At 42.3% G+C, this 20369-nt stretch carries 18 protein-coding genes; 8 read left to right on the forward strand and 10 right to left on the reverse strand.

Going from position 1 to position 20369, the window contains the following annotated elements:
* Nucleotides 1-551: 551 nt before the first annotated feature.
* Complete coding sequence (locus tag B3143_RS01910; protein WP_034702321.1) at nucleotides 552-2075, forward strand: TerC family protein; 1524 nt, start codon at nucleotides 552-554, stop codon at nucleotides 2073-2075.
* A 477-nt stretch (nucleotides 2076-2552) separates the two neighbouring features.
* Here the strand turns inward: B3143_RS01910 and thiM are convergent, their stop codons facing one another.
* The 3 genes from thiM to B3143_RS01925 all read right to left on the reverse strand — a co-directional run bounded on the left by thiM (nucleotide 2553) and on the right by B3143_RS01925 (nucleotide 5012).
* On the reverse strand, nucleotides 2553-3386 hold the full coding sequence (gene thiM, locus B3143_RS01915; protein ID WP_034703548.1) for a hydroxyethylthiazole kinase: 834 nt from the start codon (nucleotides 3384-3386) through the stop codon (nucleotides 2553-2555).
* Nucleotides 3387-3425: 39 nt separating this feature from the next.
* The gene (locus tag B3143_RS01920; protein WP_034703545.1) at nucleotides 3426-4586 is read right to left on the reverse strand and encodes a hypothetical protein; all 1161 of its coding nucleotides are present in this window, start codon (nucleotides 4584-4586) and stop codon (nucleotides 3426-3428) included.
* 168 nt (nucleotides 4587-4754) lie between these two features.
* Entirely contained in the window at nucleotides 4755-5012 is a 258-nt protein-coding gene (locus tag B3143_RS01925; protein ID WP_004783954.1) for a hypothetical protein, read from the reverse strand.
* 680 nt (nucleotides 5013-5692) lie between these two features.
* Here B3143_RS01925 and pepN point away from each other — a divergent pair.
* Both pepN and B3143_RS01935 read left to right on the forward strand, forming a co-directional pair.
* Nucleotides 5693-8302 (forward strand): aminopeptidase N, encoded by a 2610-nt coding sequence (gene pepN, locus B3143_RS01930; protein WP_034703543.1) that lies wholly within the window; start codon nucleotides 5693-5695, stop codon nucleotides 8300-8302.
* Nucleotides 8303-8511: 209 nt separating this feature from the next.
* A complete protein-coding gene (locus B3143_RS01935; RefSeq protein WP_004783945.1) occupies nucleotides 8512-8721 on the forward strand; it encodes a hypothetical protein in 210 nt (69 codons plus the stop codon).
* A gap of 37 nt (nucleotides 8722-8758) precedes the next feature.
* Here B3143_RS01935 and B3143_RS01940 read toward each other — a convergent pair whose 3' ends face one another.
* Entirely contained in the window at nucleotides 8759-9205 is a 447-nt protein-coding gene (locus B3143_RS01940; protein ID WP_004783943.1) for a universal stress protein, read from the reverse strand.
* Nucleotides 9206-9330: 125 nt separating this feature from the next.
* Entirely contained in the window at nucleotides 9331-9774 is a 444-nt protein-coding gene (locus B3143_RS01945) for a universal stress protein (RefSeq protein WP_004783941.1), read from the reverse strand.
* A 275-nt stretch (nucleotides 9775-10049) separates the two neighbouring features.
* Between B3143_RS01945 and B3143_RS01950 the strand changes: the two genes are divergently transcribed.
* Nucleotides 10050-11054 (forward strand): alpha/beta hydrolase, encoded by a 1005-nt coding sequence (locus tag B3143_RS01950; protein ID WP_034703541.1) that lies wholly within the window; start codon nucleotides 10050-10052, stop codon nucleotides 11052-11054.
* A gap of 66 nt (nucleotides 11055-11120) precedes the next feature.
* Nucleotides 11121-11465, forward strand: a complete 345-nt coding sequence (locus B3143_RS01955; protein WP_005236073.1) for an SMR family transporter — start codon at nucleotides 11121-11123, stop codon at nucleotides 11463-11465.
* Between the two features lie 37 nt (nucleotides 11466-11502).
* Here the strand turns inward: B3143_RS01955 and B3143_RS01960 are convergent, their stop codons facing one another.
* The 4 genes from B3143_RS01960 to B3143_RS01975 form a co-directional block, all read right to left on the reverse strand.
* The gene (locus tag B3143_RS01960; RefSeq protein ID WP_034703547.1) at nucleotides 11503-12678 is read right to left on the reverse strand and encodes a benzoate/H(+) symporter BenE family transporter; all 1176 of its coding nucleotides are present in this window, start codon (nucleotides 12676-12678) and stop codon (nucleotides 11503-11505) included.
* Between the two features lie 110 nt (nucleotides 12679-12788).
* Nucleotides 12789-13448, reverse strand: a complete 660-nt coding sequence (gene leuE / locus B3143_RS01965) for a leucine efflux protein LeuE (RefSeq protein ID WP_175967774.1) — start codon at nucleotides 13446-13448, stop codon at nucleotides 12789-12791.
* Between the two features lie 82 nt (nucleotides 13449-13530).
* Nucleotides 13531-14502 (reverse strand): transaldolase, encoded by a 972-nt coding sequence (gene tal, locus B3143_RS01970; protein ID WP_004783929.1) that lies wholly within the window; start codon nucleotides 14500-14502, stop codon nucleotides 13531-13533.
* An 89-nt stretch (nucleotides 14503-14591) separates the two neighbouring features.
* Nucleotides 14592-15482, reverse strand: a complete 891-nt coding sequence (locus tag B3143_RS01975) for a LysR family transcriptional regulator (protein WP_005236069.1) — start codon at nucleotides 15480-15482, stop codon at nucleotides 14592-14594.
* Nucleotides 15483-15576: 94 nt separating this feature from the next.
* On the opposite strand from B3143_RS01975, the gene aceI reads away from it, so the two are divergent.
* On the forward strand, nucleotides 15577-16008 hold the full coding sequence (gene aceI, locus B3143_RS01980) for a chlorhexidine efflux PACE transporter AceI (RefSeq protein WP_005236068.1): 432 nt from the start codon (nucleotides 15577-15579) through the stop codon (nucleotides 16006-16008).
* A 94-nt stretch (nucleotides 16009-16102) separates the two neighbouring features.
* Here aceI and B3143_RS01985 read toward each other — a convergent pair whose 3' ends face one another.
* Nucleotides 16103-17620 (reverse strand): acetyl-CoA C-acetyltransferase, encoded by a 1518-nt coding sequence (locus tag B3143_RS01985; RefSeq protein WP_004783924.1) that lies wholly within the window; start codon nucleotides 17618-17620, stop codon nucleotides 16103-16105.
* A 240-nt stretch (nucleotides 17621-17860) separates the two neighbouring features.
* Between B3143_RS01985 and B3143_RS01990 the strand changes: the two genes are divergently transcribed.
* Nucleotides 17861-19252, forward strand: coding sequence for a 3-oxoacyl-ACP reductase (locus B3143_RS01990; RefSeq protein WP_034703537.1), 1392 nt, complete (start codon nucleotides 17861-17863; stop codon nucleotides 19250-19252).
* Between the two features lie 194 nt (nucleotides 19253-19446).
* Nucleotides 19447-20301: a MaoC family dehydratase gene (locus tag B3143_RS01995; RefSeq protein ID WP_005236063.1), complete on the forward strand. Its 855-nt coding sequence runs from the start codon at nucleotides 19447-19449 to the stop codon at nucleotides 20299-20301.
* Nucleotides 20302-20369: the final 68 nt, after the last annotated feature.

Here is a 20369-nt window from a genome sequence, read left to right on the forward strand (position 1 = left end):
GAAAGCTAGAGCGAGTACATTTAAGTTGGTCACCCATCTAATAAAACCGTTTTGGATGAGAAACTTATGCATCTTTTGATCCCACGACTAACTATTTATAACGTATATGAACTATTTTAATAAAAAAATCCATATTTAAAATATGTCTTTAGATAAGTGGATTTAAGGGACGTAGCAGGATAGTGGATGATTCAATATTTTATGATGCATGATTAGATATGAATATTAAGAGAAACAGTAATTTATATCTCAGGCTTCTATCAGATAGATTTAATGCGCTTAGGGTCAAAAAGAAGCCTAAATTTTCTTTAATTTGTAATGAGTTATGTAGAACATAACAGATTCAGGCCAATGATTTGAAAATTAAAAGATTTTAGAATGAGGAGAGGCAAAGCGGTGCAACAGTTTTTCATAAATTTTATTGTTCAAAAATCATAAGTTTATGCATAATAGATACATCTTAAGTCGAAAAGGTTAAATTAAATGGATCCCTCGCCGTGCGTTGATCTTCCATATTCGTTGCTTACATACTCAAACGGGATGGTGTTCTAATGGAATTTTTATTAGACCCCGGAATTTGGGTTGGTTTAATTACTCTTATTATTCTCGAAATCGTTTTAGGTATTGATAACCTAGTCTTTATTGCCATTCTGGCTGAGAAACTTCCTCCTGAACAGCGTGATAAGGCCCGTGTGATTGGTCTATCCTTAGCCTTGTTGATGCGTTTAGGCCTACTGTTCGCAATCTCTTGGTTAGTCACCTTGACTCAACCGATTATTCAATTATTTAACTGGACCTTCTCCGGACGGGATTTGATTCTGCTCTTTGGTGGTTTATTCCTGCTCTATAAAGCCGTTACCGAACTTCATGAAAAAATTGAAGGCAAGCCTGAAATACAGGTCACGACCAAGGTGGCATATGCGGGCTTTACAGCCGTTGTGGTTCAGATTGTCATTTTGGATGCTGTATTCTCATTAGACTCAGTGATTACTGCCGTAGGTATGGTCAATAATATCTATGTCATGATGGCAGCCATGATTATCGCGATGGCCGTGATGTTACTGGCGTCTAAGCCATTGACTAACTTTGTGAATCGTCATCCGACAGTTGTGATTCTATGTTTGAGCTTCCTGTTACTGATCGGGATCAGCCTGATGGCAGAAGGTTTCGGTTTCCATATTCCGAAAGGCTATATCTACTCTGGTATTGGTGTTGCAATTGCAGTTGAAGCCTTTAACCAGTTTAGTCAGCGCAATGCTGCGAAGCATGAAGCCAAGATTCCGCTGCGTCATCGTACCGCTAACAGTATTCTTCAACTGATGGGTGCCAAGCTTGAAACCACAAGTACTACTCAGCATGAAGCGCAGGAAACCTTTGCGGATGAAGAACGCTATATGATTGGCGGAGTATTGACCCTGGCAGAGCGTTCTGTAGCATCGATCATGACCCCACGAAGCCAGATTTCCTGGGTCGATCTGGAGGATAGTCCGGAACAGATCCGTGAAAAAATCCTTTCTGTACCCCACAGCCTGTTTCCGGTTTGCCGGGGCAGTTTGGATAAGGTGATTACCATCGTTCGTGCCAAAGAACTGTTAGATGTACTGGATGAACCGCAAGAATTAAAAGCTTTGATCAAGCGTCATCGCCCTATCTATATCTTTGAAAGAATGAAAGTGATTGACGCGATTAATACCTTGCGCACATCAAAAGGCTCTCTGGTACTGGTCAGTGATGAATTTGGTCATGTACAAGGTCTGATTTCACCGCTAGACGTGTTTGAGGCAATTGCCGGTGAATTCCCAGATGCCGATGAGCAGCTGGATCTGGTCAAAGTTGATGATACACACTGGATTGCGTCCGGTATGCTGGATCTGTACCAGTTAGAACTTGAGCTCGGTATGCTGGATCTGATTGATGAAGATGCAGGCTATATCAGTGTTGCTGGTCTGATTCTGGATAAAACCAGTAGTGTGGTCGAGGTAGGTACTGAACTGAACTACCAAGGTGTTCAATTCAAGGTGATGGAAATCGAAAATAACCGGATTAAATCGGTGAGTATCCATTATCAGGGTTAATCGCCTGTCTTTATTATTTTTTTGAGTCAGTTGCTTAAGGGCAACTGATTTTTTTATTGAATCTTCTTTATGACTTAGATATTAATGCTCACCTAAGCTTATTCTTCAGGCTAAATGGAGTATTGAATATTTTGAAAGCCAAGAATGAGTAATAGGTTTTACTGGCTTAGAAGTAAGAAATCTTAATGAAGTATTAAATTGCAGATATGCTTTGTTTAGAATTATTAAACAAATTTAAATAAAGTTTAAAAATAAGTGTGAATTTGACTAATTGGTAAAATATATATTTCACGTAATTTTGAAAGATATTAGTCAAATTTGAGATACAAAAGCTCATCCAAAGCTTACACAATACTGAGCTTGAGCGCTTGAAAAATTATTTTTGCCAGATTAAAGCTGAATTTAATTATCTAAAAAATAAGTTGAATAGTGTAATAGGGTGTTCCATGTGTTCATTATAAAACACCCGACTGATGCTTAATCTGCTAAAATCCGAAAGTCTGCATATTGACGGATCGTTTCTATGTTCAATTGATGAATCTCATCGATAAATGCAGCATTAAAATGACCTAAGGTTGCTGCTTTGGCAAAAGCCAATTGACCGGCGATTGCAAAATGTACATGAGCAGAGAGTGCTGCGATCGCAGAAGAACTGACTGCACTATAAGCTGCAATCAGTGCGCCTAGGGCACATCCAGTTGCTGTGACGCGCGGCTGTAAATATGAACCGCCTAAAACCTGAATCACCGGATAATCTCTGGAAATGATGTAATCAGACTCACCTGAAATAGCGATACATTCACATTGTTCCAGTAAGGACTGCGCCTGTAGATAAACTTCTGAGCTATCAACAGTGCTATTGACGCCTTTGGACTCGATATTTTTCCCTGCCAAAGCACCAATTTCTGAAGCATTCCCCCGTAAAATTGTGGGTTGATAGGTCATGAGCTGATCCACAACACCTGAACGCCAATGCAGTACATTTCCATAACCAACAGGATCTAGTACCCATGACTTTTGGATACTGTATGCTGTTCTAGCAGCGATCTGCATCGCCTCGACCTGTTCGGTAGTCGGCGTTCCCAAATTTAAACTGAGCGCTCCAGCAATTTTGACAAAGCTCTCTGCTTCAAAAGGATTATCAATCATAGCGGGCGAAGCATTCGCAGCCAGCAAGATATTGGCCACATAGTTGCTGGCCACCGCATTGGTCATCACATGCACCAATGGTTGCTGCTCTTGAAGCAATGACCAGGCTTCACAGATCTGATCGAGAAGAGTATTTTGTAATTGTTGCACGGAAGTATTCATCATCCTGATCTTTCAAATATGAATAGAGCTGCTAAATGCTTAGCGGGTAAAATAATGGTCTTGATGTTTGCAGTTACGGCATAACAGGCTGACATAATCGCTGGCATCATATTCAACAGTAAGCTCTTTTGAGCCGCAATGCATACAGCGTTTTTGTGAATAAAATTTCAGGCGTGGTTCAATCTTCTGCCATGAACGCCAGATCGGCTGGAAGAAAATATTTTCATCATAACCAAGAAAGCGGAAAAACAGAATGCTGCTCATTTTGCTCAAAGGCAATTGTGGTGGACGAGGCAGAATTGAGGTTTCCCATTTTTCATTCACTGAACGTTCCCGATATTGCTGTAGGGTCTTTTTCAGTAAATTGGTATTAATGAAATTTTCATTTCGTGGTTTTAAAGCTTTCTGCTGATACAGATATTCGAGGGCCGATTGCACGAGATAATAAATCTGTCCCACAGCCAAAACATCAAGCAGGCGATAGCAGAAAGCCTGAAAACTTTGATTGCCCGCAATCTGGATACCCCAGCTACGGCAATAGAACTGAGCGAATTGAATGACTTCCTGATACAGTAGACAATACAGTGCATCTTTGACTTCATCCGCACTTTTAAAAGGCACGCCTTTACTCAGATTTTCATAGAACCAGAAACGCAACTGCTGGGTAATACTAAACAGGCTTGGCTCAGAATAGCCATCCAGACGTACATTAATATAGTACTGCTGATTCTCTTGTTGAATATCTCTAGGAACTAGAATCTGATCTTTCAGCAGATTTTTGACCAGACCATGCTGATACAGGTAATTCGGGCTGATGGAATAATATTTAATGGCATGCCAGTCAATATATTCCTGATGCTGGCTATGTTCCTGAACCTGTTCATCCAGAATCGAGAGCAGAAACAGTTTGTTAATAAAGCTGAGCTGATTAAGCTCATATTCATGCCGATCCTGCTTTTTATAAATTTTCCGGTTTTCCTGTAAACGGACTTCTTTCAGCATACGTTTACGCTGAGCCAGACACTGATCGCAATAACAGTTGTGTTTCTGGTCGGTATAGAGCTGATGCTGGCAGTGGCTGCATTCATGATAAGTAATGTCCTGATCATACTGTTCTGCCTCGATCCAGTACATGGAGGCCTTACATAGCGGGCACTGCGTACTTTCATCAAGCTGTTTTTGCAGAACGTTGAATACCATGATTGCGCACAACTCCAGAATAAAGAGAAACTGCGATTATACACAGCTCATCAAAGTCACGCGTCATTTGACAATATTTTTAATGCAGCAGATTTCAGGAGAAGAGAGCTTTAAACGAACAGAGCTACCGAAGTAGCCCTGTATTCAAGAAAACTTGATCATCGTTTTTTAAACGGGGCAGGGTAATGTTTCGTCTTCCTCTCCTTGATGTTTCGCTTGAATCAACGCCTGCACTTTTTTGGATGGAACCTTTTTGGCACCGAGTGCATCATAAGTATTCAAAATCGCACTAACCTCATGCGCTTGTAGCTGAACGCCTTCAGAACTCATGAACAGGGCAATGACTTTATGGTCAATATTGGCCTGATCCAGAACCTGAAGTGTTTTAAGATTTTCAATCCGTACCACATGCTGTTTTAAATACATAGCTCACCTCAATTTCTTGGTTGTCGTTATTCTTGGATTTTTGCGCTTGGAGAAAACACACTTAGACTGTAGCAAAAACCATGCTCATTTTTTTAATCAATATTTCGGAATTGCTATTAATCATAAATTATATATTTTTAAATCAAGCATATAAGAAAATATAAAAAAATATGATATTTACTGAAAACTTGGCATATATCTTTCTTTGAATCCTGCCATTGCTGTTGGGTGAGACAAAATGCATTCAAACTGGTGCGTGTCATTTGTGCATTTAAAGTGAAATTCAGAACGCAGATTAATCAGAACTTAATCTTTTAGAAGTCAGGTTTTGCAGCGCCCAGCATCTAAATTGGATAAGGTTGTCCTGAACTCAGGCAGTAAATTTTAATATTGGAATAATACTTTGCATGTGCAGGAAACATGCATAGAGGAATCATACAGTGCAGATGAGGGCTTTTTTTATTCTATCTTTAAGTTGTTTTACAGAGGGGGATTTTAGATATCGGGCAAATATAAGGCGATTATCGTATATTTTGATGTAGCTCAATTGAAAAGATCAGTAATTATTCCCATATACAATACAAATGAAACGCACAGACAGGTTCAAGATCAAGGCGTATGATCAATACATTGACAATCTTTGGCCTTAGAAGCTGTGCAATAAAGGATCAGGACATTATATGAATATCGCGGCGAATCCGGTGATCGAAGCAGATCAAACCATTTATTTAAAAGACTATCAAAAACCTTCTTTTGTTGTAGATTCAATCGACCTGAATATTCAAGTCTATGACGATCATACGCTGGTCAGCAGCAAACTGGAGATGCAGCGTCAAACAGCAGGTGATCTGGTATTACTTGGTCGTGACCTCGAACTGCAATCGATTCAGTTAAATGGTCAGCCACTAAATGCATCAGATTATATTCTGGATACTGAGCAACTGGTGATTAGCAATGCTCCAGATCAGGCGACCATTGAAACAGTCGTCAAGATTCATCCAGAAAGCAATACCATGCTGGAGGGTCTGTATCAGGCCAGTTCAGATCTGTTCGTCACTCAGAACGAACCGGAAGGTTTCCGTAAAATTACGTTCTATCCAGACCGCCCAGATGTATTGTCTGTATTTACCACTCGTGTCGAAGCTGACAAAAAGTATCCGGTTCTACTGGCTAACGGTAACCTGATTGAAACTGGCGAAGTGGATGAAAACCGTCACTATGCACTTTGGCAAGATCCAACCAAAAAGCCGAGCTATTTATTTGCTTGCGTCATTGGTGATCTGGCAGTAATGAAAGATCGCTATACCACATCAGAAGGTCGTGATGTGGCACTGGAAATCTATGCCGAGGAAAAAGATATTCCAAAATGCAAAATCGCGATGGAAGCCTTAAAACATTCCATGCGTTGGGATGAAGAGCATTATGGTCTGCCATATGACCTTGATAATTACATGATCGTAGCAACCAGCGCATTCAACATGGGAGCGATGGAAAACAAAGGCTTGAATATCTTCAATACCTCATGCGTATTGGCTGATGAAGAATATACAACTGATGCTGCCATCATGCGTGTACAGTCCGTGATTGCCCATGAATATTTCCATAACTGGACGGGTAACCGGATTACTTGTCGTGACTGGTTCCAGCTATGTTTGAAAGAAGGTTTGACTGTATTCCGTGATCAGTCTTTCTCGGAAGATTTGCAGTCTGCTGCGGTACAACGTATTGATGATGTTGCAGTCCTGAAAGCGCATCAGTTTCCGGAAGATTCTGGCCCTTTATCGCATCCACCGCGTCCGGATCATTTTGTAGAAATTAATAACTTCTATACGGCGACCGTGTATGAAAAAGGTGCAGAAATTAACCGTATGATGGCGACTTTGCTCGGTAAAGAAAAATTCCGTCAGGGTACAGATGAATATTTCCGCCGTCATGATGGTCAGGCCGTAACGGTTGAAGACTGGGTAGCTGCATTGACTGCCGGTTCAGGTGTGGATCTATCAAACTTCCTGACTTGGTATAACCAGCCAGGTACACCAAAACTGGTCGCAAAAGGTGAGTATGATGCAGATGCACAAACTTATCGTCTTCGCTTTAAGCAAAGTCTGAAAGCTCATCCGAAATATCCGAATCTGAAAGCTGTTCCGATTCCAGTGGCTTTGGCCTTGTTTGATGCGGCTACAGGCGAGCAGCTGAGCCTGCACTCTGATGCCTTATTTGAAAATGGCGTCAAAGATGGGGTGTATCTATTTGATCAGGATGAAGCGACCATCGAGTTTAGCGGTATAACCAGCAAGCCGGTTGTTTCTTTACTGCGTAACTTCTCTGCACCCGTTGATCTTCATTTTGATTACTCTGAACAAGAACTGGCGTTCCTGTTGCAATATGAAACCAATGGTTTTAACCAGTGGCAGGCGACCCAGACTTTATTAGAACGCATTCTGCTGGATGATCAACCTTCTGAAATCTATATCGAGGCAATGCTAAATACCTTGCCTGATCTGATTCAGAAAGATCCGCTATTGGCTTCCCGTCTGTTTGATGTGCCGGCTGAAGGTTACCTGGGTAGCCGTATTGATACAGACTATAATCCAGCCATGATTCAGGAAAAACGTGATGCCTTGCTGCATAAATTGGCACGTGCCTTTGGAGCCACAGCTAAAGAAATCTATCTGAGTCTGGATCCTGAATTGCAGTCAGATTTCTCCCAAGCGATGGGTGTACGTGCATTGAAAAATATCATGTTGATGCTGATTGCACGTCAAGGTGATGAAAGTGCATTTGAACTGGCAGAGCAGCAATACCAAAACACAGGCAACATGTCTGAACGTTTAGGTGCCTTGCGTGTGCTGGTATGGAATGATGCCCCTCAAGCCAAAGCATTCCTGGATGATTTCTATAACCGCTTTAAAGATGAAGCGCTGGCACTGGATCAATGGTTCATGCTGCAAGCCGCTCATCCAAAAGCGACTGCAGAAACAATTAAAGCACTCACTGAGCATGCAGATTATGACTTGAAAGTGCCAAACCGTATTCGTGCAGTGAGTGGCGGTTTGAATGCCAATCCGGTCAATACCTGGAGTTTTGGTGTACAGCATTATATCGAGCTGGCGAAATATCTGGATCAGAAAAACCCGATTGTCGGTTCACGTCTGCTTCAGGTGCTTTCACGCTGGTATACACTGATTGAACCACAACGCAGTGAAGTCAAAGCACAACTTGAAGCTTTAAAACCACAGGTGAAATCGAAAAATGTCTCTGAGACATTGAACAGCATGTTAAGCGTATAAGATCATTATGTAAAAAGCCGGATCATCTGATCCGGCTTTTTATTATTTACTTATTTTAAATGGTGAATTTAAACACATTTAAAATCCTATAATGCGAAATCAGCCACATAAAAGGTTTACAGTAAGAGGCTAGACAGGAAAGTAAAACTATACTTTTCTATTAAACATGAAGAAATCTTCAAATTGATATACTAGAGGTCTTATTCAAGATGTTGGTGAAAATCGAAGATGGTTTTTATTTAAATACTCGGCATATTATTGCGGTTCATGTCAGCAGAAATGCTGCGACTGGTCTGTTTGAAATCTCCCTTCAATATACACCGCATTCTATTCAGCAAGCTGGAGAATACAAAAAAGTATTTAATAGCCAGCTGGATGCTGAACTCTTCCTGAACGAACTGAATCAAAAAGTTCGCTAAAAAAAGCCTGCATAGCAGGCTTTTTTTGTTGTCTGCTTTACGATCTCACAATCAATACCGGAATCTCGGACTGGGAAAGAACATTCTGTGCCACGCTACCCAGCATTAGTTTTTGCAGACCTTTACGGCCATGTGATCCCATGATAATCAGATCGGTCGGAACTTCCTGCGCTGCCTGAAGAATTCCTTCAGAAGGTGTCATACCATGAATGATTTTAGTCGTGACTTGCGTACCATCATGCACAAAATTTGCCTTGATCTCATTTAAAAGATCCAGTGCATGTTGTTCTGCCTGCATGAAATAGTCAGTGACTGCGGGAGCAACCTTATAAAAGTCCACGCCTTTAAATGGATCTACGGCAATAATACTGACCAATGTCACCTTACTACTAAAAGCTTTGGCCAGCTCACGGGCATGTTCAGCTGCAGCATAGGACATCGAGGATTCATCGAGTGCGACAAGAATATGTTCATAGTTTTGCATAGTGCCTCCTCATTTTTAGAATATGCAGTGAAATGGTCATTTAGAAAATGGAGGTTCACTGTAGAAGGGTTTAGACAGAAACACTGCCTGAAAAAGTTGCGCACCTTGAAGATGCGCAAATCAGATCATTTTTTAACGATTAACACCGGAATTTGACTGGCGCCCAAAACATCTTGTGCAAAGCTGCCCAGAATCATTTTCTGGAAGCCTTTACGACCGTGTGAACCCATGACGATCAGATCGGCTTGGGTTTCCTCTGCAGTCTCAGCAATATGTTCGGCATTCACCAGACCAGTCACAATGCGGGAATCTGCTTCTATACCTTCACCGTCTGCAATCGCAGTGGCTTCTTTTAGGGCATTTTTTGCATTGGCATGAGCCTGAGCAAAATACTCTTTCATGATGGTTGAACTGTAGTAGAAGTCAGCTTCGGTAAAAGGGTCTTCTGCAATCAGGCTGATCAGGGAAAGTTTACTGCCAAATGCCTTGGCAATTTTGGCTGCATGTCGAACTGCAGAAAAGGAAATATCTGAACCGTCTACTGGGACTAAAATATGTTGGTAAGCCATGATTTTTCTCCGCATGTTGTGTGTCTTTTACGCTCTGATTTATTGATAGCACAGTCCACCCAAGGGTGCAATTGCAAAAAGCTGAAAAATGGCAAAAAATCTTTAAATTACAGATATTTTTCACGTGAAAGCAGAGATTTGATTAAAGAAAAAACAGAGCGAAAAACTAGGAATTCAGGTTTTATTGATCAAAAATAACAGGATAAATGACGCTGTTTTTCTGGGAATAGTTTAAACTGCCTAAGCTTATTTTTTGGCTGATCGAGGGGAAGGTTTTGAGGTTCTTTGTCATTCATTTATTGCTGCTCTGTTCAATTATTCTGGCAGGCTGTCAAAATACTGTACAAAATAGCCGGGTCATTGCCGGTGCTTTTAATTTGACCACAGGGATGCAGCAAAAGGTGATAGATCGCTATGCACCAGGTTCGGTCATCGTGCATCAGAATATGATCTATGCACCGCAGAAAAAGCTCTCTCTGGATCTGTATCAACCGCAAAATATCGAAAGTATTGGCCCCCAACCAACTATTGTGTGGATTCATGGTGGTGGCTGGATTTCTGGTTCAAAAGAACATGCTCGGGGTTATTTTAAACTTCTGGCTGCGCAAGGTTATAATGTGGTATCGGTTCAATATCAGTTTGCACCTCAAGCGATTTATCCAAGTCAGTTACATCAGATTGATCAGGCTTTGGAGTTTATTACTCAACATGCAGCCGAATACCAGATTGATGCCCAGAATTTATATCTGGCCGGAGATTCTGCCGGTGCGAATATGGCCAGCCATTATGCTGCGCTTCTAACAAATCCTGACTTCGCCAAACAATCTGATTTTCAGCCTTATCTGCAACCCTCTCAGCTTAAAGGTCTGATTCTGCACTGTGGTATTTATGACCTGGAGTCATTTGCCAGTACTGCACCTGATGAAATGAAGATCGTAGAGTGGGGCGTATATAGCCTGATTCAGGCCTATACAGGTGACCGTAAAAATGATGCCGAGTTTCTCAAACGTATTTCTCCAATCCAGTATATTACGCCGTCGTATCCGCCAGTATTCATTAGCGGGGGCAACAAGGACTTTCTGACTGATACCCAATCCTTGCCTTTTATCAAAGCTTTAAAAGCGCAGCAGGTTCCAGTGACAGAAGTTTTTTATCCCGAATCTAAAGCCTGGCTGATTCATGAATATCAGTTCTTTATGGGCAAGAAAGAAAGTCAGCAGACTTTTATCAAGACGCTGGATTTTTTGCATCAGCTTTCGCCTCTCAACATAAACTTATAAAAAATTTATTTCTTAAGACCATAACTAAGCTTTGGTTTAGGAAAGACAGATTTGGAGGATGAATAAATGAACCCTGCAACTTGGGCATATCTTTTGTTGGGTTTGGCCATTATTGCCGAAGTCACTGGATCTACATTTCTGGTGAAATCTGAAGGCTTTACCCGTTTGTGGCCTTCTTTAGCGGTGGTCGTTTTATTTTGTATCGCCTTTTATTTGCTGTCTCAGGTGATCAAGGTGATTCCTTTAGGCATTGCTTATGCGATCTGGGCCGGTGTGGGGATCATTCTCACGGCCATTGTTGGTTATATTGTATTTAAGCAGGCGCTGGATCTTCCTGCTTTTATCGGTATTGCCCTGATTATTTCCGGTGTAGTGGTCATTAATCTGTTTTCTCAAGCAGCAGGGCATTAAAAAAAGATAGATATAAGTCATCTCTACTTTTATAAATTTAAGCCAACTGAGGTTTAAGCTTAAATAGTAAATAAACCATCAAACCAAGCAGTAGGCCCCAGAAAGCGGAACCAATGCCGAAAAACTGGATATTGGATGCACTGAACAGAAAGGTTATCAGTGCGGCTTCCCGGTCATGACTGTCCTGAAAAGCCAGTGCAATGTTGTGGCTAATGGTGCCAAACAGCGCAATGCCGGCCAGAACCGTAATGAGAATACCCGGAAAAGCCATCAATAAGCTGGTCAGGGTCGCAGCGAAGAAACCCATCAGAATATAAAACAGACCACAGCTCATACCTGCGATATAACGCTTAGCTGGATCAGGATGTGCCTGTGCATCCAGACTGACTGCTGCACTAATTGCAGCAAGATTAACACTGAAACAGCCAAAGGGAGCGAGTAGTGCCTGAGTGAGGCCCGTCCAGCCTAAAATCGAATTTACCTTGGGTGGATAGCCATAACTTTTAATTACAGCCAGGCCTGGTAAATATTGCGATGCCAGATTAATCACCATCAGCGGAAGAGCCAGTCCTAAAATAGCTTGCAGGCTAAATTCTGGTGTGGTCCATACAGGCTGGGCGATGCTCCAGTCCAAACTTGGGAGCGTAAAATCGATAAAGAACGGACAGAGTGCAATTGCAAGCAGTACGGTAATGACAATGCTATAACGGGTACTGAGCTTTTTAGAAATGAGGTAAATCGCCAGTACGGTAAGCACAAAGCCCCAGGATTGTTGTAGGCTGCTAAATACCGAAATCCCAAATTTCAGCAAGACACCAGCCAGCATGGCACTGGTCAGGCTTTGCGGAATAAACTGAAAAATCCGGTCAAATATTCCGAAAAATCCCAGACAGGCAATCAGGATGCCGCAAATCAGAAAAGCGCCAATCGCTTCGGCTAGACTGTAATGGCCTGCGGAGGCAATAATTAACGCCAGACCGGCTGTCGACCAGGCGGTGGAAATCGGATAACGATATTTCCAGGAAAGCAGCAAGCCGGAAACCCCAATACCTATACCGAGTGCCCATAACCAGGAACTGATTTGCGCTGCATTTGCACCCAGACTTTGCGCTGCTTCAATGACCAGTACCGCGGATACGCTGATCCCAATCATGCAGGTAATAAAACCCGCCATGATGGCAGGAAAGGAGAGATCTTGTAAAAGTTTAGGCATCATCCATGACACTATTTTTAAATGCGTTTAAATCATACGCTTTTCATATATAAACACAATGTTTTTAACAATTTTAGAAAGAGCTGCTCTTGCCAGAAATCTACTAATTTTTAGAAGGTTGAAGTCGCCAGTTTGATTCCGAATCCGCAGAATAGAATTCCTACTGAAGCAACTCCGCCAGCGGTCAATTTATAATTCTGGTTGAAATAGCTCGCGAGTTTGACCCCGGAAAAGATCAGGATTGAAAGGTAGGTCATGCTGATCAGTTGCAGGATTAAAGCCAAGAGTGCGAAAGTCAGTGCCGGATAAGGGTAAGCAGGATCGACAAACTGCACAAAAAAAGACAGGTAGAACAGAATCGCTTTAGGATTTAAAACACTGATTGTCAATGCTGTACGGAAAGGCTGAATCGACCTGACAGTTTCAGGAGTAGCCTTTTTAATCTGAACACGTTGTGACGACTGTTTCGGAAAGAAAGTCTGATAGGCGGCAATGATCAGTTTGATACCAAGATAACTGAGATAGACAGCACCGATAATTTTCAGGGCAATAAATAGCACGGGAAACGCATGAAGTAGAGAAGCTGCGCCTAACGCCGTACACAGGATCAGAATCAGGTCACCGGTATAAACCCCTAAGGCACCCATATAACCGGTCTTGATGCCAAAACGAGAGGCAATTGACATGACATAGAGGGAATTCGGCCCCGGCAGTAACACAATTAACGTTGTCCCAATGATAAAGGTCGTTAGATCTGTGATACCAAACACGAAGAACTCGCAAAAATGAAAAAAGCCGATGCGGCATTATAGCAACATCGGCCTGCAGAAATTCTATAAATTCGCTGTGAAATTAGGTGGTGCTCAAAAAACTTTCCTTTAATAAAGCCGCCAGTTGTTCACGGGCTTTGATAAAGCCATCGATACCACCTTGCAGTAGTTCACTGGCCATCTGGTCCTGTTTCAGTTGTGCATCAAAATCGGCATGACTGATTGGACTCAGTTCACCTTGAGATTGAATATCTTTGGCTGAAAGTTGAGCCTGAACTTCACGCTGATCATTTTCCAGTTGTTCCAGCAAGTTTGGTGCGACAGTGAGCAGATCACAACCGCTGAGGCCCAGAACCTGCTCAATACTACGGAAGCTTGCACCCATGATTTCAGTTTTAATCCCATGCGTTTTATAGAACTCATAAATGCGCTTCACTGAGAGTACGCCCGGATCTTTTTCGATCGGATACGACTCAACACCTTCCGCTTTTTTGTACCAGTCTAGAATGCGGCCGACAAAAGGTGAGATTAAAGTCACTTTGGCATCAGCGCAGGCATGGGCCTGATGCTGGCCAAACAATAAGGTCAGGTTGGTATGGAGACCTTCTTCTTCCAATGCTTTTGCTGCCTGAATGCCTTCCCAAGTCGATGCGATCTTAATCAGGATGCGGTCAGAATTAATCCCATATTGATCATACAGCGCGAGTAATTCTTTAGCCTTGGCGATGGTCGCTTCAGTATCAAAAGACAGGGAGGCATCCACCTCAGTCGAAACACGACCTTCAATCAGTTTTAAAATTTCAACACCGAATTTGACGGTCAAAATATCAATGGTGCGTTCTATCAGAGCATTATTAACATAGCCTTCTTGCTGGGCTTGTTGAAAAGCAGCTTCAATCAATGCCTGATTTTCAGGCTGTTTCGCTGCAGCAGTAATCAGAGATGGATTTGTGGTTGCATCCAGAGGGCGAAATTTCTCAATTGCGCTTAAATCACTGCTATCTGCCACAATAGTCGTCAAGTTTTTTAATTGGTTTAATGCAGTTAATGTCATTACGATCTAGTTCTATGGTTATTACTTATGCATTCTTATATATCATAAATCATCCTCTTACCAAGTAGACTGTCGTTGAATTTCTGTGATTAATGGTCGGTTTTTCGCTGCTGACGCAAGTGATTAATCAAAAAATGAGCAGCTGTACCCAGTCGAGTTTCCCGACTCCAGACCAGATCGACAAAATATTCAAATTTTGGGGTGAAATCGAGCAGCTGCAAGATCTGTAGTTGCTCCTGCAAGTGTGGCTGTTCATTGATCATTTCCAGAGGAAGTACCCCCCAGCCTAAACCTTGCAGGATCATGTTACAGGCAGATTGATGATTGTCAGTGCGCCAGTAATTTCGGGAAAAGAGCAGTTCTGGCTTAATGCTACGATCACGACTGGCAACAACAATCTGTCGACTTTGTAAAATCTGCTCATAACTGACCTGTTGAAATTGACTTAATGGATGCTGTTTGGCCGCAACGGCGACCAGTACCTCACGCTTTAATTCTATAAACTGTTCACGGGTTTCCAACTGTTCTCGTTCAAACATCAGCGCTAACTGCGCTGAACCTTCAAACAGCATGCGATGAGCATCCTCTTGGGGTGCGCTAAATACATTAACTTGCAGCGCTGGAAATTCCCGTTCCAGCAAAACGATATAATCGGTCCAGCGGGTATGGAGTAATTCAGACACCACCACAATATTTAATTCAGATTCCAGGCCTGAACTGAGCGCAAGCGCATGTTGCTTCCATTGATTGATTTCAACCAAAAGCTGTTCAGTTTTTTCATATAGCACTTTCGCCTGCGCGGTGGGTTTCGGTTCACGGCCAATGCGTTCAAATAGCACCAGATTAAGATCAATTTCCAGATTGGCAATGGACATGCTCACTGCAGAAGGAACTTTACCAAGTTTACGTGCAGCAGCAGAGAAGGAGCCGGTTTCCATGACCAGTTTAAACATCAGCAGCTGTTCTTGATTAGTATTCATGAATTCTATCTTTCATTTTTATTGATAGATTCTAACTCGAATAATCAAATTTAAAGAAATAAAATTCTTTTATCTCCTGACTTGATGAACTGAAATGTTAATTTCGAAAAGAAGACTGATTCATGCCACCTTATATGAAGGTATTTTATTGGTGGTGATTGCCATTTTACTGAGTACGCTCATGCATATGCCGCTTGAGGTCACAGGCGCTCTCGGAATTGCGATGGCTGTGACTTCAATGTTCTGGAATATGTTGTTTAATCATTATTTTGAAAAGTTTGAAGCCAAACATCGTTTGAAAAGAACCATCAAAGTGCGGATTGCTCATGCGATTGGATTTGAGGGTGGTTTGATGCTGGCGACGATTCCGATGGTGGCTTATGCATTACAGATCAGTCTGGCGCAGGCTTTTCTTTTGGATCTGGCGATGACATTATGTATTCTGGTGTATACTTTTATTTTCCAGTGGTGCTATGACCAGCTTGAGGCCAAAATGGGTCTGGAACCAGACTACCGAAAAGCTTAACTTGAGTCTTTACTAGAGTAATCTTCAGTGCTCTATTAAAATTACTGCAATAAAAAACCGCTCTTTATGAGCGGTTTTTTATATGAGGCTTGGATTATTTTTCAATAATTGCTGTTACGCCTTGACCACCAGCTGCACAGATCGAAACAAGCACACGACCTGAACCTTTCTGGTTAATCAGTTTTGCCGCAGTCGCGATAATACGACCGCCAGTCGCTGCAAATGGGTGACCTGCAGCAAGAGAAGAACCTTTTACGTTCAGTTTGGCACGGTCAATTGAACCTAGTGGAGCATCCAGACCTAAACGCTCTTTACAGAATTTTGGATCTTCCCAAGCTTTCAATGTTGAAAGTACTTGCGATGCAAATGCTTCGTGAATTTCATAGTAGTCAAAATCTTGCAGTTTCAGACCAGCACGTTCCAGCATACGAGGGACTGCATAAGCAGGTGCCATCAACAGGCCTTCTTTCTTCTCTACAAAATCAACGGCAGCAGTTTCCTGGAAAGTCAGGTAAGCCAGTACTTCATGACCATTTGCTTTAGCCCATTCTTCAGAAGCCAGTAGCACACAAGAAGCACCATCGGTCAGTGGAGTAGAGTTACCCGCAGTCATGGTACGTGCATCACCTTTACCAAAAGCAGGTTTTAGTTTCGCCAGTTTTTCAACTGAAGAATCAGGACGCAAGTTGTTGTCACGTTCAAGACCCAGGAATGGAGTCACCAGGTCATCAAAGAAACCTTCTTCATAGGCTGCTGCCATTTTCTGGTGTGAAGAAGCGGCTAATTCATCTTGCGCTTCACGAGAAATACCCCATTCCAGTGTAGTAATTGCTTGATGGTCACCCATAGACAGGCCAGTACGTGGCTCACCATTTTTTGGTGCATCCATCAGGTCTTTCACATTGATTTTAGTCAGTGCTTTTAAACGGTCTTTCGCCGTTTTCGCAATATTCAGCTCAAGTAATGCTTTACGTAAGCCATCACCAAAAGCGATTGGTGCATCAGAAGTCGTATCTACACCACCTGCAATTCCCACTTCTATCTGACCTAGAGCAATCTTGTTTGCGACTAGGAATGCCGCTTGAAGGCCAGTACCACATGCTTGCTGGATGTCATAAGCAGGGGTTTCCGGTGCAAGAGCAGTATTCAGTACACATTCGCGAGTCATGTTGAAGTCGCGGCTATGTTTCAGTACAGCACCTGCAACCACTTCACCTAAGCGTTGACCTTGAAGATTAAAACGTTCAACCAGACCATTCAGGGCTGCTGTGAACATATCAGTATTGGATGCCGTAAAGTAAGCACCGTTAGAACGTGCAAATGGAATGCGGTTACCACCGATAATAGCAACGCGGCGAACTGTATTTTGGCTCATGTTTGGTTCCTGTTGAACAGAAGTCTGTGTTATAGATGTTGAATCTTGTTGGCTTGAAGTCGTTTTTTTGGTACGTGCAGATGTACTGCGTGTACGTGTGGTTTTAGCCGGACTTTTTTCTGCGGCATTGGCTGTATCAGGATTTTTAGTGCTACGCTTGCTACGCGTTGATGGTTTTGACACAGTTTCTGTCGCAGAGTTCTCGACTGCTGGATTATCTTGAGTTGTTTTGCTCATAAGGCTTTACCAGGCAAATAGATCGTCTTCTTGGTGGTTACATTAGCATAGAAGAAGATAGGCTGTATTGACTACAATGACATTACAGACTGCGCTTAGGTCAAGTCATCTGCCTGTTATCTCAAGTATGATTGGGCGGAATCTGGTAGATCTATTGAAATATAAGTGTCTGGCATCATACTGAAGTTTAAGGATAACTTTAGATCAACCAAAAATTAATTTGTATGAGAGATAATAAACATGACTGATCAGTACCAAACTTTCGCAAAATCTCCTATTGGTAAATTTGTCATTAAAAATTTGGGTCTGCCATCCCCAACTTCTTTAGACCGTTTTGAGTCTGCTACACCTGTAGTTAAAGGCGCGGTATTGTTTGGAGCAGCACCGGCAAGTACATTGACCGGTGCTATTGCTCAGGTTCTGGCAAATATTCATGCTAATAGCTATGCAGGTAACAATGCTGAACTGCAACAGGCTGCTGCATCAGCTGGACTGAATCTGGGTGCGTTTAATCCGGGCGATAAAGAATCAAAATTCAAAGTTGTCATTTTTGATGCTTCAGGAATCGAAAATTCAGAACAATTAAAATCACTTTATGATTTCTTTAACCCGATTGCACGTCAAATTCAAAGTTCTGGCCGTATCGTGATTGTGGGGACTACGCCTGAAACTGCTAAATCAGTCAGTCAGTCAATTGCTCAACGCGCACTGGAAGGTTTTGTAAAATCTGTGGGTAAAGAGTTTAAAAAGGGTATTGCAGCGAACCTGATCTATGTAGATGCCGGTGCTGAAGCAAATCTTGAGTCTGCTTTACGTTTTGCAGTTTCTCCACGTTCTGCCTATGTTTCTGGTCAGGTGATCCGTGTTTCACCTGCTGAAAAAGTGGATGTGGACTGGACTAAACCATTAGCAGGAAAAACCGCTGTAGTGACTGGTGCGAGCCGTGGTATTGGTGAAGCGATTGCTCATGTATTGGCACGTGATGGCGCACATGTCATCTGTCTGGATGTTCCACAGCAGCAAGCGGACCTTGACCGTGTAGCTGGTGAAATTGGGGGTTCAACTTTAGCCATCGATATTACTGCTGCAGATGCAGGCGAAAAAATCAAAGCAGCAGCAGCTGAGCAGGGTGGTCTGGACATTATTGTGCATAATGCTGGTATTACCCGTGACAAGACTTTGGCTAATATGAAACCTGAGCTATGGGATCTGGTGATTAACATCAACCTGTCTGCCATTGAACGTGTAAATGACTATTTAATCTCCAACGATGGTCTAAATGCTAATGGCCGTATTATCTGTGTATCCTCAATTTCAGGCATTGCAGGTAACCTGGGTCAAACCAACTATGCAGCGTCTAAAGCGGGTGTGATTGGTGTGGTAAAATTCACAGCACCAACCTTAAAAAATGGTATAACGATTAATGCTGTTGCACCGGGCTTTATCGAAACACAAATGACGGCTGCGATTCCATTTGCAATCCGTGAAGCAGGCCGCCGTATGAACTCAATGAGCCAAGGTGGTCTACCTGTAGATGTTGCAGAAACAATTGCCATGTTTGCTTCTACGGCTTCAACAGGTTTAAATGGCAACGTGGTTCGTGTCTGTGGTCAAAGCCTGTTAGGGGCTTAATAGATCCCTCCCGATCTCTCTTTATAAAAGAGAGGAGAAGTCCCCCTTTGATAAAGGGGGTTCAGGGGGATTAAAATTCTAAAGAGAAAATTCCAAGAACTCTCAAAACCTCTCTAGTGCTTCACTTTCATACAATGATTGAAGTATGCTCAGGAGAGGTCACTTTATAAAGATAATATTTCCAAAGGTTCAGTATGAATACGCGCCATTTTAGTCAACTTCCAAAACCTTATTTAGCCTATCCAAAAGTGATTCAAGGCTTGATTTTTAAAAAGCCGAAAGCTGAAAAAGTTCTACCGCAAGTTGAATATGTGGTGGATTCATTCAAGGTCGATCAGAAACATTTAAAAGCTTATAATGAAGTATGTGGCTTTAAAAATAATGGTTATATTCCAGCTATTTATTTGACCGTGCTGTCTCAAAGCCTGCAAATGCACATGATGACCTCGGAAGCATTTCCGTTCCCGATTTTAGGACTGGTACATATCCGTAATCAGGTCAAGCAATACCGTAAAGTCGGTGTAAATGAGACTTTAACCTTGTCATGCAAGTTTGGTGAATTACATCCACATGACAAAGGAGTTCAGTTTGATTTTATTACCACAGTCAAAGTAGGCAATGAAGTCGTCGTTGAGGCATTAACGACTTATCTTTCACGTCAAAAGACTGATGCTAAAGCTGCTGCAAAATCGGCAGAAAGTAAAGCGCCGGACTATAAGCTGAATACTGAATGGAAAATTTCAGAAAATACCGGCCGCCGTTATGCCATGACCTCAGGGGATTTTAACCTGATTCATATTCATGCTGTTACAGCGAAGGCTTTTGGTTTTAAACAGGCGATTGCACATGGTATGTGGAGCAAAGCCAAAGCACTGGCTAATCTATCCTTGCCGGATGCCTATGAAGCCGATGTCTGGTTCAAGTTGCCGATGTATTTACCCTCTAAAGTTGAGTTCCTGACTGCTCAAGCAGCGAATGATACAGATTTCCTGATCCGAAACAGCAAGAACCAGAAGCCGCATGTGACCGGCCATGTAAAAGCAATTTAAATCTGAATTAAAAGCCTAAACTCGATTTAGGCTTTTTCATTTTAAGGGATGTCCCGTCCTGAAATAAG

This window comes from Acinetobacter sp. UBA1496, assembly GCF_002324975.1.
Lineage (GTDB): Bacteria > Pseudomonadota > Gammaproteobacteria > Pseudomonadales > Moraxellaceae > Acinetobacter > Acinetobacter variabilis.

What these genes read in the sequence shown, in the direction of transcription:
- B3143_RS01990 (WP_034703537.1), top strand. Translation starts at nt 17,861, where the DNA reads ATGACTGATCAGTACCAAACTTTCGCAAAATCTCCTATTGGTAAATTT.
- B3143_RS01940 (WP_004783943.1), bottom strand. Translation starts at nt 9,205, where the DNA reads ATGCAAAACTATGAACATATTCTTGTCGCACTCGATGAATCCTCGATG.
- B3143_RS01975 (WP_005236069.1), bottom strand. Translation starts at nt 15,482, where the DNA reads ATGAATACTAATCAAGAACAGCTGCTGATGTTTAAACTGGTCATGGAA.
- B3143_RS01925 (WP_004783954.1), bottom strand. Translation starts at nt 5,012, where the DNA reads ATGTATTTAAAACAGCATGTGGTACGGATTGAAAATCTTAAAACACTT.
- B3143_RS01985 (WP_004783924.1), bottom strand. Translation starts at nt 17,620, where the DNA reads ATGAGCAAAACAACTCAAGATAATCCAGCAGTCGAGAACTCTGCGACA.
- pepN (WP_034703543.1), top strand. Translation starts at nt 5,693, where the DNA reads ATGAATATCGCGGCGAATCCGGTGATCGAAGCAGATCAAACCATTTAT.
- B3143_RS01910 (WP_034702321.1), top strand. Translation starts at nt 552, where the DNA reads ATGGAATTTTTATTAGACCCCGGAATTTGGGTTGGTTTAATTACTCTT.
- B3143_RS01960 (WP_034703547.1), bottom strand. Translation starts at nt 12,678, where the DNA reads ATGCCTAAACTTTTACAAGATCTCTCCTTTCCTGCCATCATGGCGGGT.
- B3143_RS01935 (WP_004783945.1), top strand. Translation starts at nt 8,512, where the DNA reads ATGTTGGTGAAAATCGAAGATGGTTTTTATTTAAATACTCGGCATATT.
- aceI (WP_005236068.1), top strand. Translation starts at nt 15,577, where the DNA reads ATGTTAATTTCGAAAAGAAGACTGATTCATGCCACCTTATATGAAGGT.
- B3143_RS01995 (WP_005236063.1), top strand. Translation starts at nt 19,447, where the DNA reads ATGAATACGCGCCATTTTAGTCAACTTCCAAAACCTTATTTAGCCTAT.
- B3143_RS01920 (WP_034703545.1), bottom strand. Translation starts at nt 4,586, where the DNA reads ATGGTATTCAACGTTCTGCAAAAACAGCTTGATGAAAGTACGCAGTGC.
- thiM (WP_034703548.1), bottom strand. Translation starts at nt 3,386, where the DNA reads ATGAATACTTCCGTGCAACAATTACAAAATACTCTTCTCGATCAGATC.
- B3143_RS01955 (WP_005236073.1), top strand. Translation starts at nt 11,121, where the DNA reads ATGAACCCTGCAACTTGGGCATATCTTTTGTTGGGTTTGGCCATTATT.
- tal (WP_004783929.1), bottom strand. Translation starts at nt 14,502, where the DNA reads ATGACATTAACTGCATTAAACCAATTAAAAAACTTGACGACTATTGTG.
- B3143_RS01945 (WP_004783941.1), bottom strand. Translation starts at nt 9,774, where the DNA reads ATGGCTTACCAACATATTTTAGTCCCAGTAGACGGTTCAGATATTTCC.